This is a genomic window from Arthrobacter sp. Soil782 (assembly GCF_001428435.1).
Lineage (GTDB): Bacteria > Actinomycetota > Actinomycetes > Actinomycetales > Micrococcaceae > Arthrobacter_D > Arthrobacter_D parietis.
The window spans coordinates 72,673-86,268 of sequence record NZ_LMSO01000012.1; the positions used below are offsets into that span (position 1 = coordinate 72,673).

Sequence of the window (13,596 nt, forward strand, 5' to 3'; positions counted from 1 at the left end):
AAACATCCATGGTACCCGCAACGGAGCCTGAAGCCGGCACTGGTTAGGATGAGGCGGTGGATACCGCAATGAACGACGACGACGGCGCTCGGCGTGGTCTCGCCCGCCGCCTCCTGCGCGGAGGTGCCGAGCCGGACCCGAGGTTTACGCTTGCGAACGAACGTACGTTCCTTGCGTGGATCCGCACCTCACTGGCGCTGATGGCCGGTGGGATCGCAGTGGAGGCGTTCACCACCGCGATCTTCGAGCCGCAGCTGCGGACCGCCCTGGCCGTCCTGCTGCTCCTGCATGCGATGATCATCTCTTCGGTGGCGTGTTTTCGCTGGCTCAATGTTGAGCGTGCGATGCGGCACGGCACGCCTTTGCCGCTTCCTTTCCTGGCGCCGCTGCTGGCGTTGGGAGGGTCGGTAGTTGCCGCCGTCGTCGTTGTTTTCGTGCTGATGCGGGGCACCTGAGGTGACAGCGCTGGTCCGGGACTCCGGCCTTCAGCCGGAGCGGACATCACTGGCCTGGGGTAGGACAATGACGGCGCTGGTCGGCTCCAGTCTCCTGTTCCTGCGGTGGGTGCCAACCTACGGCTGGTTCGCTGGAACGCTTGTGGCTGGAACACTGGCGGCGGCGCTCGGCATTTATGTGAGCCAGCGCCGCCGGTATGCGCGGAGCGTCGCAGGGATTTCGCGGGGACGGGTGGACGCGGATGTTGTGGCGGTGATGTCTACCTCGCTGGCGGTGTTCGCGGTGGGCTCGATCGGAATCTACACCGTGCTGTTCCTGCCGCTGTAACAGGCTGCACGTAGGGTAGTAGCGAACCCGCCTGCTTTCAGCATGCCCTCTCATACCAGGAAGAAGCGCCGTGGAGTACAGACGCGACACCAATGCAGCACGCAACCAGCCGAGCCCGTGGAGGGACGGCCTCGGAAGGGTGAGCCTCCGCAGTGCGCAGCTGCTCCTGCTCCTGACGTTGCTGGTGGTATCGATCTACGGTCTGATCCAGGTGCGGCTCGTGGTCATTCCGCTGCTGCTCGCGCTGATCCTCGCCGCAGCCATCAGCCCTCTGGTCAACATGCTGCGACGCCGCGGCTGGCCGAGCGCGCTGGCAACTGCCACCTCCTTCCTGCTGCTGCTGGTGGTGCTCGGAGGCGTCATCACCGGGATCGTGTTCGCGGTACGCAGTCAGCTCGACGAGCTGATCCAGCAGGCCAACGAGGGTTTCCAGCAGGTCTACGACTTCATCCAGACCGGACCCATCCCGATTGACCAGGAGCAAATCGAAAGCGCCCGGCAATCTCTGATCGACTTCGCTACGAGCTCGACCGTGGGCAGTACTGCGCTGACCGGGCTCAGCGCAGCCGGCAGCTTTCTCACAGGCGCGCTGTTGATGCTGGTGATCCTGTTCTTCTTCCTTAAGGACGGCGACAAGATCTGGGCCTTCATGCTGCGGCCTTTCCGCGGGGAACGGTTGCACCGCGCGCAGCGCGTTGGGCACAGGAGCCTGGACGTGCTGGGCGGCTACGTTCGGGGAACGGCCATTATTGCCACCGTGGACTCGGTGTTCATCGGCATCGCCCTGCTGATTCTGGGTGTGCCGCTGGCCATCCCGCTGGCCGTGATCGTGTTCATCGGCTCATTCGTTCCACTCGTCGGCGCAACCGTTGCGGGAGTCCTCGCCGCGCTGGTTGCACTGGTGGCCAACGGGCCGTTCGTTGCGCTGATGGTGATTCTCGCCGTCGTCGTTGTGAACCAGCTGGAAGGCAACTTCCTGCAGCCGGTTGTCATGGGGCGCTCGCTGAACATCCACGCGCTCGTGATCCTGCTGGCGTTGACCGCGGGGACCATCCTGGCCGGCATCGTCGGTGCGATTCTTGCCGTACCGGTGGCCGCAGTTACGTGGGCGGCGATCAAGGCATGGAACGAGGAGGATGAGCCGGAGCCGGCTGCTGTGCCTGCGACATCCGATCCGGACGGCGCCGGGGCGGTGCCTGCGCAGGAACCGTAAACACAGAAACTGCCCGCGGGTGCAGGGCCGCCGGTTCGAAACGGCAGCCCTGCACCTGCGGGCAGTTTTTGTACTGGGGAGCGGACAGCGTCAGCGAACCGGAGTCACCGGCCCCTCGAGGGGAACTTCCTCCTGGACCTCGCCCGCCACCCGCTTGTTCCACGCCGTCATGACCGCCGGGTCCGTTGGCTTCGTGGCAAGCGAGACTGCAATGTAGCTGACGGCCGAGGCAATGAGGCCGAAGTAGATCGGCTCGTTCGCGTACAGGCCGTCACCGATCGCCAGTCCTGCGTAGACCGCGAGCGTGCCGAGTGTGACGACCGACCCCGCGATCATCGAAACCGCTGCGCCCGGGCCGGTGCCGCGCTTCCACACCAGACCCCCGAGGATGGCAACCAGCAGACCGCCCACCAGGATGTCGTAGGCAATGGTGAGCGCGACGACGACGTCGTTCAGGACGATCGCAACCAGCACCGCCAGAACGCCAAGCCCCAGTACCCACATGCGGTTGCTCGCGACGTCGTGCTCCGGGTCGGACTCCCTGTGGCCCTCTGCAGCCACCGTGGCACCGCCGCGCAGCCCGTGGCGCCGCCAGCTGTGGACAAAAGGTACGACGTCGGAGCTCGCCACGGTTGCCGCGGCGATCAATGCGCCGGACGCAGTGGACATCATTGCCGCGACTGCGGCAGCAAGGACCAGCCCGCCGATGCCGATGGGAAGGACGTCGATGGCAACCTGGGCGTAGACGTCGTCGGTGTTTTCGAGGACGGGCAGCAGCACGCTGGCTGCCATGCCGATCAGGGCTCCGGCGACGCCGTAGAGGATGCAGTAGATTCCAGCAGTTGTGCCGCCCCATCGGGCGACGCCCGGCGTTCTGGAGGTGAAGACGCGCTGCCAGATGTCCTGACCGATGAGGAGCCCCAGCGTGTACACCACGAAGTAGGTGATGATGGACTGCGCACCGATTCCGGTGATACTGAAGAACTCCTCCCCGGCACGTTCCCGGATGCCGTCGAACCCGCCGGCGGCGGAGAGCGCGAAGGGGAGCATGAGCGCGAAGACGCCGATGGTCTTGATGATGAACTGCGCCATGTCTGCCAACGTAATGGACCACATGCCGCCTATGGTCGAATAGATCAGCACGATGATTCCGCCGAGTGCAATCGCAAGCCAGCGGTCCAGGCCAAACAGCACGACGAAGATGGTGGCGTAAGCGCCGGTTGACGTGGCGCACAGCACCACGGTGTACGCGAGCATGACGAAGCCTGCGATCTTGGTGGCCTCGTGCCCGTACCGGAGGGTGAGCATCTGGGAGACCGTGTAAATCTTCAGCTTCTGGATGGTAGGGGCGAAGAAAAGGCTGAGCACCAGGACGCCGGTGCCGATGGCGACAACCAGCCACATGCCGGAGATACCGAACTGGTAGCCAAGTCCCACACCGCCGACAGTGGAGGCTCCACCCAGGACGACCGCCGCCATGGTGCCGGTGTACAGCACCGGCCCCAGCCGCCGTCCGGCAACGAGATAGTCACTGGTATTTTTGGTGCGCGATTTGCCCCACCAGCCGAAGGCTAGCATCGAGGCGAGGTAGACCACCACGATGGCGACGTTGACGAATTCCATGATTCTCCTGAGAACGGGCGGTTTCACCTATAAGCAACAGATGTTGCGTATTAGGCTAGTTGTGACCGAAGTAACAGGTCAAGTGTGACGGAGCGGACAGCGTCTGTATGCTCGTAAACCAGCAGTCCCGGAAGGAACCACAGTGAAGGCTCTCCCAGTAGAACCGAGCAACGCGCCGGTCGCGATTGGTTCGCGGATCAGGTCAGCGCGGCAGGCCCAGCGCATGACGATCGAACAGGTGGCAGACTCCACCGGGCTGACCAAAGGCTTCCTCAGCAGGGTGGAGCGGGACCTGACGTCGCCGTCGGTCGCTTCTCTCGTGACGCTGTGCCAGGTTTTGTCCATCTCCATCGGGGATCTCTTCACCGTCCCGGAAACGCATCTCACCCGGCTGAGTGAAGCACCGAAGATCAGTCTCGGTGGTGAAGGCATCAACGAGCGGCTCATGACAGCGCGTTCGGAGCAACGCCTTCAGATGATTCGGGCTGTTGTTGCACCCAATGGCAAAGGCGAGTCGGATCTGTACTCGGTGGACTGCGAAGTGGAGACCCTGCATATTGTGGCTGGCCGGTTCGAGCTGATTTTCTCCAACGACCGGTACGCGATGGAAGCGGGTGACACCATCACCTTCCCGGGCCGGGAACCGCACACCTGGGTGAACCCCTCCGACGAGGAAGCGGTGGTGCTGTGGACCCTGGTCCCAGCGGCGTCCAGAAGCTGATTTCCTGTCCCAATCGTTACCGGGATACCAAGCGAGCTTATGGAATACTGATCGAATGACGCCGGTCTATACAGGATCGGCGACTGTTGTGGTCACTCATCGCGGCAGGCCGGCTCATACCGGTTGTTCGCCTCGATGCCTCGACGACGCCGCGCCGGTGCCCGGCGCGCTAGCTTGTGAAGGGACTGGAGCGATGAAAACTTTTCGGACAGCAGGGTTTGCGGTGGTTGCGGCTGTTGCGTTGACCGCCACGGCATGTGGCGGCGGAGGCGGCGGGACTGCCGATGGCGGCGAGGCCGCAGATTACGGAGCAGAACTCTCCGGCACCATGACGACGGGCGGCTTCACTCTGGGCGATGAGGTGGCAACGTCCCGTGCGGACCTTGCTACCGCCGCCCTGGAGGAGGACGGCGTTACCGTTGAGATCAACGAGAGCAACTTCGATCCCCAGCGGTTCGCTGCGCAGGCCGCGAGCGGAACACTGCCGGACCTTGTGGTGATGGACCGCCAGTATGTGGCGACCTATGCGGCCAAGGGGCTGATCGAGCCGGTTGATGAATGCTTCACTACCCACGATGTCAACGCTGAGGAGCATTACTACCCTGCGGTGCTCCAGGACGTCACCTATGACGGGAAGGTGTATGGCATTCCCCAGTTCTGGCAGCCCTGGTCAATCATCACCAACACACGCGTCATGGAGGAAGCCGGTGTGACGGCCGAGGATCTTGACACCTCGAATCCTGATGCCGTTCTCGCCGCTGCAGAGAAGATGTACGAGTCCGACGGCGAGAACCCCACCCGTCTCGGGTTCGATCCTCAGATGCCGTCACAGGCTCCGATCTGGTTCGCCGCGTTCGGCGGGCAGATCATGGACGAGGACGGAAAACCGACTCTCGATGACCCAGCCAATATTGAAGCGCTCACCTGGCTGAAGGAGATTTACGACGCCCAGGGTGGTTACGAGACGGCCTACAGCTTCGGCCAGACCTGGGACTTCTTCGGCGAGAACAACCAGTTCGTTGCTGACCAGGTTGGTGCGGGGCTGTACGCCCAGTGGTACCCCAACGTCCTGGCCGACTATGCGGACAAGCTCGAGATTTCCGGTGTTCCGCTGCGGAACCAGGACGGTGAGGCCATCGCCGTTGCCGGCGGGCAGTCCTACGTGATCCCGACGGGTGCCAAGAACAAGGCGGCAGCCTGTAAGTGGGCCGTCACCAACACCTCGGATGAAGCCTGGATGGCAGCAGCCGAGGCGCGCGTTTCGGGGATGGAAGAGGGCGGCATCTTCACCGGCATCTTCACCGGTTCGCAGACCGCAGACCAGCTGATCAAGGAGGAGTACCTGGAGCCGACCGGCAACGAGGGCTTCGACCAGCTGATCGACTCCTATTACCAGGCACTCGAGAACGGTGTGCCGCTCGGTTCATCGCCGGCTGGCCTTGAAATTCAGACCGAACTGCAGAACGCCATGGCTCCCGCGATGTCCGGTGACAAGACCATCGAGGAAGCACTGGGCGATGCGCAGGCCGCCGCAATGCTCGTATACGAACAGGCGACCGCCGGCGCACAGTAGGCGCCGCCGTCGTTGTTAAGACGTAAAGAGGGGAGCCGGCCGCAAGGCTGGCTCCCCTCTCTTTGCGCCCCGGTGGTGGGTCAGCCCTTGCGGCCCTGTCCCGCCAGGCCCTCGATGAAGTACCGCTGACCGAAAGCGAACAGGATCAGCATGGGCAGCGTTACCAGCAGGGCCGCTGTCATCACGTACTGGTAGTCGGCCTCACCGCCGGAGGTCGGGCTGAACAGCGACATCGCGTAGGAAATGCCGAGCGGCACCGTGTACTGGTCCGGGCTGCCGAAGTTCAGGTAGATCAGCGGCGCCTGCAGGTTATTCCAGCTCGCCTGGAACTCAAAGATGAACACGATGATGAAGGACGGGATGGACAGCGGCATGGCGATCCGCCGGAACAATCCGAAGTAGCTGCACCCGTCGATGCGGGCGGCTTCGAAGATATCCCGGGGCAGGCCAAGGAAGAACTGGCGCTGCAGAAAGATGTAAAACGCTGAGCCGAAGAGATTGGCTCCCCACAGCGGCACTGTTGTGCCGAGGAAGCCGAGTTCCTTCCAGATCAGGTAGACCGGGATCATGGTCACTGCTCCGGGCAGCATCATGGTTCCAAGCACGAGGCCGAACAGCAGGTTGCGGAACGGGAAACGGAAGTAGGCAAAGCCGAAGGCCACCAGAGAGCTCGAGAAGGTCACCAGCCCGGCTGCCAGCAGGGCGATGATCAGGCTGTTGGAGATCCAGGCGAGGAGCGGCAGCTGGTCCCACACCTCAACGTAGTTGGTGAAGACCCAGGTTTCCGGGATGAGCCGGTTGTCGAAGACGTCCTGGCGTGGCTTGAACGTTGCCGCCAGCAGCCACGCGAACGGGTACAGGAACAGCACGGAAAATCCCAGGAGAAGCGCCCAGAGGACGACCCGCCCAATGATGCTGCGCGGCTTGTACCAGGGGAAGCGCTGCGTGGGGGTTGCGGCGGACTTGTCCCGCGGATCCGACTCAGCGGCAGCCTGCGGTTGCGACTTGAGAACTGATGCCATGGTTACCGGCCCCCCTCGTAGTAGACGAACTTGTTTCCGAAGCGGACCTGGAAGACCGTGATCAGGAGGATGATGACGAACAGCAGCCAGGCGATGGCCGCAGCGAAACCCATGTTGAACTGCTGGAAAGCCTGCTGGAACAGGTAGACACCGACAAAGAGTGCGGCGTCGGGTGCTGCGCTTGTCGTGTCCCTGTAGAAGAGCAGGAACGCCTGGTCGAAGACCTGGAGCGCGGCGATGGTCAGCACGATGGTGCAGAAAAACAGGGCGTTGGAGATCATCGGCAGGGTGACGGAGAAGAACTGCCGGATGGCCCCTGCGCCGTCGAGGGACGCTGCCTCGTACAGGTCCTGCGGGACATTCTTCAGCGCCGCAAGGAGGATCAGCATGGTGCCGCTGACGCTCCACAGGCCAATGATGATGATGGACGGCTTCATCCAGTCCGGGTCAATCAGCCACTGCGGCCCGTCGATCCCGAAAATGCCCAGGAAGCCGTTGATCGCCCCGGAGTTCCCGTTGAGGAGCAGGAGGAAGATGGACGCGGCAGCGACAGATGGCGTCATCTTCGGCAGGTAGTAGATGATGCGGAAGACGCCGGCCCCCCGTTCGGGAATGCGGTGCAGCAGATAGGCCAGGAGCAGAGCGAAGCAGATCTCGAGGGGCACTGACAGTACGGCGTAGTACAGCGTGTTGCCCAGGGACGTCATCACCTTGGGATCTTTGAACAGCAGTTCGTAGTTGCTGAAGCCCACAGGCGTGGCGGTGTCGGTGGAGAGGTCGTAATTCGTGAAGGAGATGACGAGGCTGTACACCATGGCTCCGAGCGTGAACACGAGGAACCCAACCACCCAGGGAAGGATGAACAGATACCCTGCCCTCGCCTCCCTGTTGAAGGGTTCCTTGATCCAGCGGGGACGCCGAAGCCGTCTCTTCCGGGGGGAGTCAACCGCTATGGCCATGCTGCACCTCCTTGCTGTCGGCAGAGTCGCTTCTGAACAGAGTAAGCCATCAGCATGCTTTGTTTACGGCACAAATCTTCCCATTCGAGAATCGATGGGCTATACGCCCAGAGGGTGGTCCGATAACGTGAGCCATCCCTCTCAAGGTCAGGAGCTGTCAATGGACTGGACGCTGGAAGTCGTTGTGGTGCCGGTGAGTGACATCGCGCGCTCGATCGAGTTTTACCGCGACAAACTTGGATTCGTTCAGGATTTCGAGACGGACGCGGGCGGTATGCACTTCACCCAACTGACGCCGCCCGGCTCCGGCTGCTCCATTGTGTTCGGCAACGGCCCGGGCATGGACGCGATGCAGCCGGGCACCCTGAAAGGCCCTCAACTTGTGGTCGCCGACATCAACGCGGCGCGTGAAGAGCTGCTGGACCGAGGCGTCGAGGTTGGCGACGTCACCGTCTTTGACGAGCGCGACGGCGGCACCTTCTTTGGCTTTGATGACCCTGATGGCAATTCCTGGGCTGTGCAGCAGATCAAGGCCCGCGCAGAGAAGCCGCTAATCCCGCGTTCCTAGGTGTTTGGCTCGCCCTGCTTCAGTTTCCGCCAGCCACCGGCGCGGTTGTTCGCGATGATCTGCTACGGCGGGTCCGGTGTTCCGGTCTGCCCATGTTTTAAGGCTTTGTAGCAGTCATTGTTGTTCGGCTTTGGCGCGGTGTCGAGGCCTGGCGCTGGGCCCGCCCGGGGAAGTTGAGCAAACCGGTCCGCACGGTGCAGCGACCTTGACTGAGACGCGTACCACAATTAGCCTTACGAGAAACAGTTGATGCCTATAGGGCAACTACGTCCGGAGTATGAGCGGACGTCACGGGGACTAAGGAGATGTACATGGAAGAGCTGCGCGTCACGGCAGGCGGCAACCTGGGGCCGATCGATTCGGCCCGCATTCCGCGGTACGCCGGAGCGGCCACGTTCGCGCGGCTCCCGCGGATCGATCAGGTGGAGAAGGCCGACATCGCCGTTGTCGGTGTGCCGTTCGACTCCGGTGTCTCCTACCGGCCGGGCGCGCGGTTCGGCGCCAGCCATGTCCGTGAGGCCTCGCGGCTGCTGCGCCCCTACAATCCGGCGATGGATATCTCGCCCTTCGAGCGCGTGCAGGTCGCTGACGCCGGTGACATGGCCGTGAATCCCTTCAACATCAACGAGGCCATTGAGACCATCCAGCAGAACGCACTGGACCTCACGCACGACGGCGCCCGCCTGGTCACACTCGGTGGTGACCACACCATCGCACTGCCGTTGCTGCGTGCCGCGTCCGAGCGCGCCGGTGAGCCGGTTGCGCTGTTGCACTTCGACGCCCATCTGGACACCTGGGACACCTACTTCGGCGCCGAGTACACCCACGGAACGCCCTTCCGCCGCGCGGTGGAGGAGGGGATCCTGGACACCGAGGCCATCTCCCACGTCGGCACGCGCGGGCCGCTGTACGGGGTGAAGGACCTCGAGGATGACCGGCGCTTCGGCTTCGGCATTGTGACCTCCTCCGATGTGTTCCGCCAGGGTGTTGACGAGACCGTCGCCAAGCTCCGCGACCGGATCGGGAGCCAGCCCCTCTACGTGTCGATCGACATCGACGTGCTGGACCCGGCACACGCGCCGGGCACCGGCACCCCCGAAGCCGGCGGGATCACCAGCCGTGAACTGCTCGAGATCCTGCGCGGTCTGCGCGGAATGAATCTGGTGGGCGCCGACGTCGTCGAAGTTGCCCCCGCGTACGATCACGCAGAGATTACCGGTGTGGCGGCGTCGCATGTCGCCTACGATCTGGTGAGTCTGATGGCCGACGAAATCTCCACGCGAAAGGACGGCTGATGCAGTCCGTTGACAGTGATGCAACAGTTCCCCCACAGCCGGTCACGGGCCAGCGCAACGGCGGTGACCTGGTTGTCGAGACGCTGAGCGCGCTGGGCGCCTCCACCGTCTTCGGCATCCCGGGCCAGCACGCGCTGGGCCTGTTCGATGCGTTGTCCCGTTCCAATCTGCAGTTCGTCTCTTCCCGGGTGGAAAACAACTCCGCATTTGCCGCCGACGGATTCTCCCGTGCCACCGGTGAAGTGGGAGTGCTCTTCCTCTCGACCGGACCCGGCGCATTGACCTCCTTGGCCGGGCTGCAGGAGGCATACGCCACTGGAGTGCCGATGGTCGTCATTGCAAGCCAGATCCCGCTTGAGGGCCTGGGCGCCCGCCGGAAGGGCATGCTGCACCAGCTCGATGACCAGAAGGCCTCGGCCGCCAACGTCACCAAGAGCCAGCGGCTGATCCAGCACGCGTCCGGCATCCCGTCCGCAATTCAGGATGCGTGGACCGAAGCCGTCTCTTCGCCCCAGGGGCCGGTGTGGGTGGAGGTTCCTCAGAATGTGCTGCTGGACGCCGTCGTTGTGCCCCAGGTCGAGGATGCGCTGGCAGAGCCGTTCGATAATCCGCCGCGCATCGAGCTGGTCCGTGAAGCCGTCAAGTGGCTCTCGGACGCTAAGCGCCCAGCGATTGTGGCCGGCGGCGGCGCCCGGCGCGGCAAGGCCGAGAAGGAGTTGCTCTCGCTCGCGGAGAAGCTGGATGCGCCGGTGCTGTGCTCGCCCGGCGGCAACGGCGCCTTCCCCTGGAACCACGAGCTGTCGCTGCAATCCTGGGTTGAGGACCGTTACGTCACCGAAGTGCTCGAAGACGCCGATGTGCTCCTGGTGATCGGTTCCTCGCTCGGTGAGGTGACGTCCAACTACTTCAGCCTCGAGCCGCGAGGCCGCATCATCCAGATCGACGCCGAACCACGGGTCCTCGAATCCAACCGTCCTGCCCTCGGCATCCGGGCCGACGCCGGCCAGGCACTCACCGCGCTGGATGACGCACTCGAACCGGCCGGGCGCCGCACCGGCGACTACGATCCGCGCAGGCTCGTTGCCGAGACCCTTGCCAAGGTGCAGGCGCGCCTTGATGAGCAGGACCTGGGCAAGGAGCGGACCTTCATGGCCGACATCCGGGCGGCCGCACCCGATGACATGCAGACGTTCTGGGACATGACCATCGCGGCGTACTGGGCCTGGAGCTGCTGGGATTCCCGGGATGGAGAATTTCACTCGGCGCAGGGGGCCGGAGGCCTCGGCTACGGCTTCCCCAGCGCTATTGGCGGCTCGGTGGGGCTCGCATCGAAGGGGCTGTCTGACCGCGTGCTTGCCGTGTCTGGCGACGGCTCGGCCATGTACTCGATCGCTGAGCTTGCCACGGCCCGCCAGCACAATCTGCCGGTCACCTGGCTCATTGTCGACGACGGCGGCTACGGCATCCTCCGCGAATACATGGAGGGCGCGTTCGGCAAGGCAACAGCCACCGAGCTCACCCGGCCGGACTTCGTAAAGCTGGCCGAATCCTTTGGCGTCCCCGCTGTCCGCGTGGCGCCGGAAGACGTGCGGGAGGCACTGGAGACAAGCTTCGCTGCGGAGGGTCCCAACGTCGTCGTTGTTGAGACGCTGCTGAAGCTCTTCGCTCCCACACACCTGTAAATTGGGAGGCGAAGTCCGCTGACTCTGGGAGGCCCCGCCGTGTTTGATCTGCGCGAACTGGACAGGCCCATCATCGGAGCGCCGATGGCCGGCGGGCCTACCACGCCGGAGCTTGCCGCTGCGGTGAGCAATGCCGGCGGTCTGGGTTTCCTCGCAGCCGGGTACCGTGCGCCGGAGGATCTCGAGACGCAGCTGCGCAGCGTCTCAACGCTGAGCAGTGGTCCCGTCGGGGTGAACCTGTTTGTGCCGGATGCCTTCCAGCCGGACGCGGCGCTCCTCGGTGCTTATGTTGAATCCTTGCGAGCAAAGGCTGCCGCGCTTGGAGCTGAGTTAGGTGAACCCCGGTACGACGACGACGGCTGGGATGAGAAGCTCTCTCTCGTTCTGGATTTCCGCCCCGCCGCGGTGTCCTTCACCTTCGGCTGCCCGGACGCCGCGGTTCTGGGGAGGATGGCCGACGCGGGGATTCTTCCGATCGTCACCGTGACAACCCCCGTTGAGGCGGAGTATGCGGTCACGGCAGGGGCTCGGGCGCTCGCCGTTCAGGGGCCGAACGCCGGCGGCCACCGCGGGACGTTCGATCAGGGGAAGGCACCGGCTTTGGATCCGCTCGAGAACGTGCTTGCCGCTATTCGGTCCAGAACTGAGGTGCCGCTGGCTGCGGGCGGGGGAGTGTCCGGGCCAGCCGACGTCGTGCGTTTGCGTGCAGCGGGCGCCGATGCGGTGCAGGTGGGCACCGCCCTGCTGCTCTCGGATGAAGCGGGCACCAATCCGCTGCACCGGGCAGCGCTGAGCGAGGGTCGATTCGCAGGGACGTCACTTACCCGCGCCTACACCGGACGGTATGCGCGCGGCCTGACGAACCGGTTCATTCGTGAGCATCAGGACGCGCCTGCCGGGTATCCGCAGTTGCACTACGTGACGGCGCCGCTCCGCAAGGCCGCGGTGGCGCAGGGGAATGCCGATGTGGCGCATCTGTGGGCGGGGACCGGGTTTGCTTCGGTACGGCCGGGGCCGGCAGCGGAAATTATCCGGTCCCTGGCCTGAACACAGCGTCTCAATAAAGGGCCCGAGGTCAGGCGGCCGTGGATTCGCGTGCAATGACCTCGAACTGCGTCAGGATCTCGCGAGGCGCCGGGCCCGCCGGGTTCTTGATGCGCTCCATGAGTACTCTGATCGCGGTCTCGGCAATTTCTTCTCGTCCGGGGTTGACGCTGCTCAGGGTGGGGATGGAGTAGCGGGTTTCGTCGAGGTCGTCGAAGCCGATCACGGCCACGTCGGAGGGGATGCGCCGGCCGGCCTCCTGCAGCACCCGCATGGCGCCCTGTGCCAGGGTGTCGTTGAAGCCGAACACCGCATCGAACTCGACGCCGCGGTCAAGCAGCTCATGCATCGCTTCGGCACCATTCGCGCGGTGCCACGTGCCGACATAGGCCACCAGGCCGTCGTCGTACTCTATTCCGCGCGATTCAAGCGCCTCACGGTAGCCCTTGAGGCGAAGCCCTGCCGAGCCGATAACCTCGCCCTCATGCGCACCGACGACGGCGATGCGCTGCCTCCCGGTATCCAGCAGGTGTTCGGTGGCGGCACGGGCGCCTTCGACGTTCTGCATGGTGACGTGGTCGCAGCCGCCGGAGAAGATCCGTTCGCCGAGCAACACCATTGGCACTTCGGCGGTGACCAGCGCGGCGTCCTCTTCACCGAGACCGAGAGGGCTGAAGATCAACCCGTCCGACATGCGCAGCCTGGGGCTTTTGAGGACTTCGAGTTCACGGTCGCGTTCGCCGCTCGTCTGCTCGATGAGCACCACCAGACCGCGGGCTTCGGCGGCGCGGATTACGGCGTCGGCCAATTCAGCGAAGTAGGGGAGGCGCAGCTGGGGAACCGCAAGGGTGATGGCACCGGTATGGCCGGATCGAAGACTGCGCGCCGTGAGGTTGGGCCGGTAGCCCAACTCGGCGATGGCCTTCTGAACGCGCTCCCGTGTTGCGGGGCGAACGTTCGGGTGGTCGTTGATGACGTTGGACACCGTCTTGAACGACACCCCGGCCACGTGGGCCACATCATGCAGGGTCGCCGCCATGTGGAGAGTCCTTTGTCGAGTTGGAGCCGGTGGGACACATCGTGGTGTCCCACCGGCAGAATATCGCGTTGGTG

13 protein-coding genes are annotated in these 13,596 nt (G+C 64.0%); 9 read left to right on the top strand and 4 right to left on the bottom strand.

The features are described from left to right. Window positions 1–68 precede the first annotated feature (68 nt). The 3 genes from ASH00_RS15445 to ASH00_RS15455 all read left to right on the top strand — a co-directional run bounded on the left by ASH00_RS15445 (window position 69) and on the right by ASH00_RS15455 (window position 1,996). A complete protein-coding gene (locus ASH00_RS15445; RefSeq protein ID WP_056550334.1) occupies window positions 69–455 on the top strand; it encodes a YidH family protein in 387 nt (128 codons plus the stop codon). A gap of 1 nt (window position 456) precedes the next feature. After that, a complete protein-coding gene (locus tag ASH00_RS15450; protein ID WP_056550142.1) occupies window positions 457–783 on the top strand; it encodes a DUF202 domain-containing protein in 327 nt (108 codons plus the stop codon). Between the two features lie 70 nt (window positions 784–853). Continuing rightward, on the top strand, window positions 854–1,996 hold the full coding sequence (locus tag ASH00_RS15455) for an AI-2E family transporter (protein ID WP_056550145.1): 1,143 nt from the start codon (window positions 854–856) through the stop codon (window positions 1,994–1,996). A 90-nt stretch (window positions 1,997–2,086) separates the two neighbouring features. Here ASH00_RS15455 and ASH00_RS15460 read toward each other — a convergent pair whose 3' ends face one another. Next, a complete protein-coding gene (locus tag ASH00_RS15460) occupies window positions 2,087–3,619 on the bottom strand; it encodes a sodium:solute symporter (protein WP_056550148.1) in 1,533 nt (510 codons plus the stop codon). A 142-nt stretch (window positions 3,620–3,761) separates the two neighbouring features. Between ASH00_RS15460 and ASH00_RS15465 the strand changes: the two genes are divergently transcribed. Both ASH00_RS15465 and ASH00_RS15470 read left to right on the top strand, forming a co-directional pair. Continuing rightward, window positions 3,762–4,340 (top strand): helix-turn-helix domain-containing protein, encoded by a 579-nt coding sequence (locus tag ASH00_RS15465; RefSeq protein ID WP_056550151.1) that lies wholly within the window; start codon window positions 3,762–3,764, stop codon window positions 4,338–4,340. 193 nt (window positions 4,341–4,533) lie between these two features. Continuing rightward, complete coding sequence (locus ASH00_RS15470; protein WP_056550153.1) at window positions 4,534–5,913, top strand: extracellular solute-binding protein; 1,380 nt, start codon at window positions 4,534–4,536, stop codon at window positions 5,911–5,913. 80 nt (window positions 5,914–5,993) lie between these two features. Here the strand turns inward: ASH00_RS15470 and ASH00_RS15475 are convergent, their stop codons facing one another. After that, the gene (locus ASH00_RS15475) at window positions 5,994–6,935 is read right to left on the bottom strand and encodes a carbohydrate ABC transporter permease (RefSeq protein WP_056550156.1); all 942 of its coding nucleotides are present in this window, start codon (window positions 6,933–6,935) and stop codon (window positions 5,994–5,996) included. A 2-nt stretch (window positions 6,936–6,937) separates the two neighbouring features. Then, window positions 6,938–7,894 carry a carbohydrate ABC transporter permease gene (locus ASH00_RS15480; RefSeq protein ID WP_056550160.1) on the bottom strand — a complete coding sequence of 319 codons (957 nt, stop codon included), beginning with the start codon at window positions 7,892–7,894 and terminating at the stop codon, window positions 6,938–6,940. Between the two features lie 160 nt (window positions 7,895–8,054). On the opposite strand from ASH00_RS15480, the gene ASH00_RS15485 reads away from it, so the two are divergent. The 4 genes from ASH00_RS15485 (at window position 8,055) to ASH00_RS15500 (ending at window position 12,486) form a co-directional block, all read left to right on the top strand. Further along, the gene (locus tag ASH00_RS15485) at window positions 8,055–8,462 is read left to right on the top strand and encodes a VOC family protein (protein WP_056550163.1); all 408 of its coding nucleotides are present in this window, start codon (window positions 8,055–8,057) and stop codon (window positions 8,460–8,462) included. Window positions 8,463–8,773: 311 nt separating this feature from the next. Continuing rightward, window positions 8,774–9,757, top strand: coding sequence for an agmatinase (gene speB, locus ASH00_RS15490; RefSeq protein WP_056550167.1), 984 nt, complete (start codon window positions 8,774–8,776; stop codon window positions 9,755–9,757). Beyond that, the gene (locus ASH00_RS15495) at window positions 9,757–11,439 is read left to right on the top strand and encodes a thiamine pyrophosphate-binding protein (RefSeq protein WP_056550169.1); all 1,683 of its coding nucleotides are present in this window, start codon (window positions 9,757–9,759) and stop codon (window positions 11,437–11,439) included. Before speB ends, ASH00_RS15495 begins: the two co-directional genes overlap by 1 nt. A 39-nt stretch (window positions 11,440–11,478) precedes the next feature. After that, the gene (locus ASH00_RS15500; protein ID WP_235563346.1) at window positions 11,479–12,486 is read left to right on the top strand and encodes a nitronate monooxygenase; all 1,008 of its coding nucleotides are present in this window, start codon (window positions 11,479–11,481) and stop codon (window positions 12,484–12,486) included. A gap of 28 nt (window positions 12,487–12,514) precedes the next feature. Here the strand turns inward: ASH00_RS15500 and ASH00_RS15505 are convergent, their stop codons facing one another. Next, entirely contained in the window at window positions 12,515–13,522 is a 1,008-nt protein-coding gene (locus ASH00_RS15505; protein ID WP_056550172.1) for a LacI family DNA-binding transcriptional regulator, read from the bottom strand. Between the last annotated feature and the right edge of the window lie 74 nt (window positions 13,523–13,596).

Coding starts and splice junctions, on each gene's coding strand:
- ASH00_RS15445 (WP_056550334.1), top strand. CDS start 69: ATGAACGACGACGACGGCGCTCGGCGTGGTCTCGCCCGCCGCCTCCTG.
- ASH00_RS15460 (WP_056550148.1), bottom strand. CDS start 3,619: ATGGAATTCGTCAACGTCGCCATCGTGGTGGTCTACCTCGCCTCGATG.
- ASH00_RS15470 (WP_056550153.1), top strand. CDS start 4,534: ATGAAAACTTTTCGGACAGCAGGGTTTGCGGTGGTTGCGGCTGTTGCG.
- ASH00_RS15475 (WP_056550156.1), bottom strand. CDS start 6,935: ATGGCATCAGTTCTCAAGTCGCAACCGCAGGCTGCCGCTGAGTCGGAT.
- ASH00_RS15480 (WP_056550160.1), bottom strand. CDS start 7,894: ATGGCCATAGCGGTTGACTCCCCCCGGAAGAGACGGCTTCGGCGTCCC.
- ASH00_RS15485 (WP_056550163.1), top strand. CDS start 8,055: ATGGACTGGACGCTGGAAGTCGTTGTGGTGCCGGTGAGTGACATCGCG.
- speB (WP_056550167.1), top strand. CDS start 8,774: ATGGAAGAGCTGCGCGTCACGGCAGGCGGCAACCTGGGGCCGATCGAT.
- ASH00_RS15495 (WP_056550169.1), top strand. CDS start 9,757: ATGCAGTCCGTTGACAGTGATGCAACAGTTCCCCCACAGCCGGTCACG.
- ASH00_RS15505 (WP_056550172.1), bottom strand. CDS start 13,522: ATGGCGGCGACCCTGCATGATGTGGCCCACGTGGCCGGGGTGTCGTTC.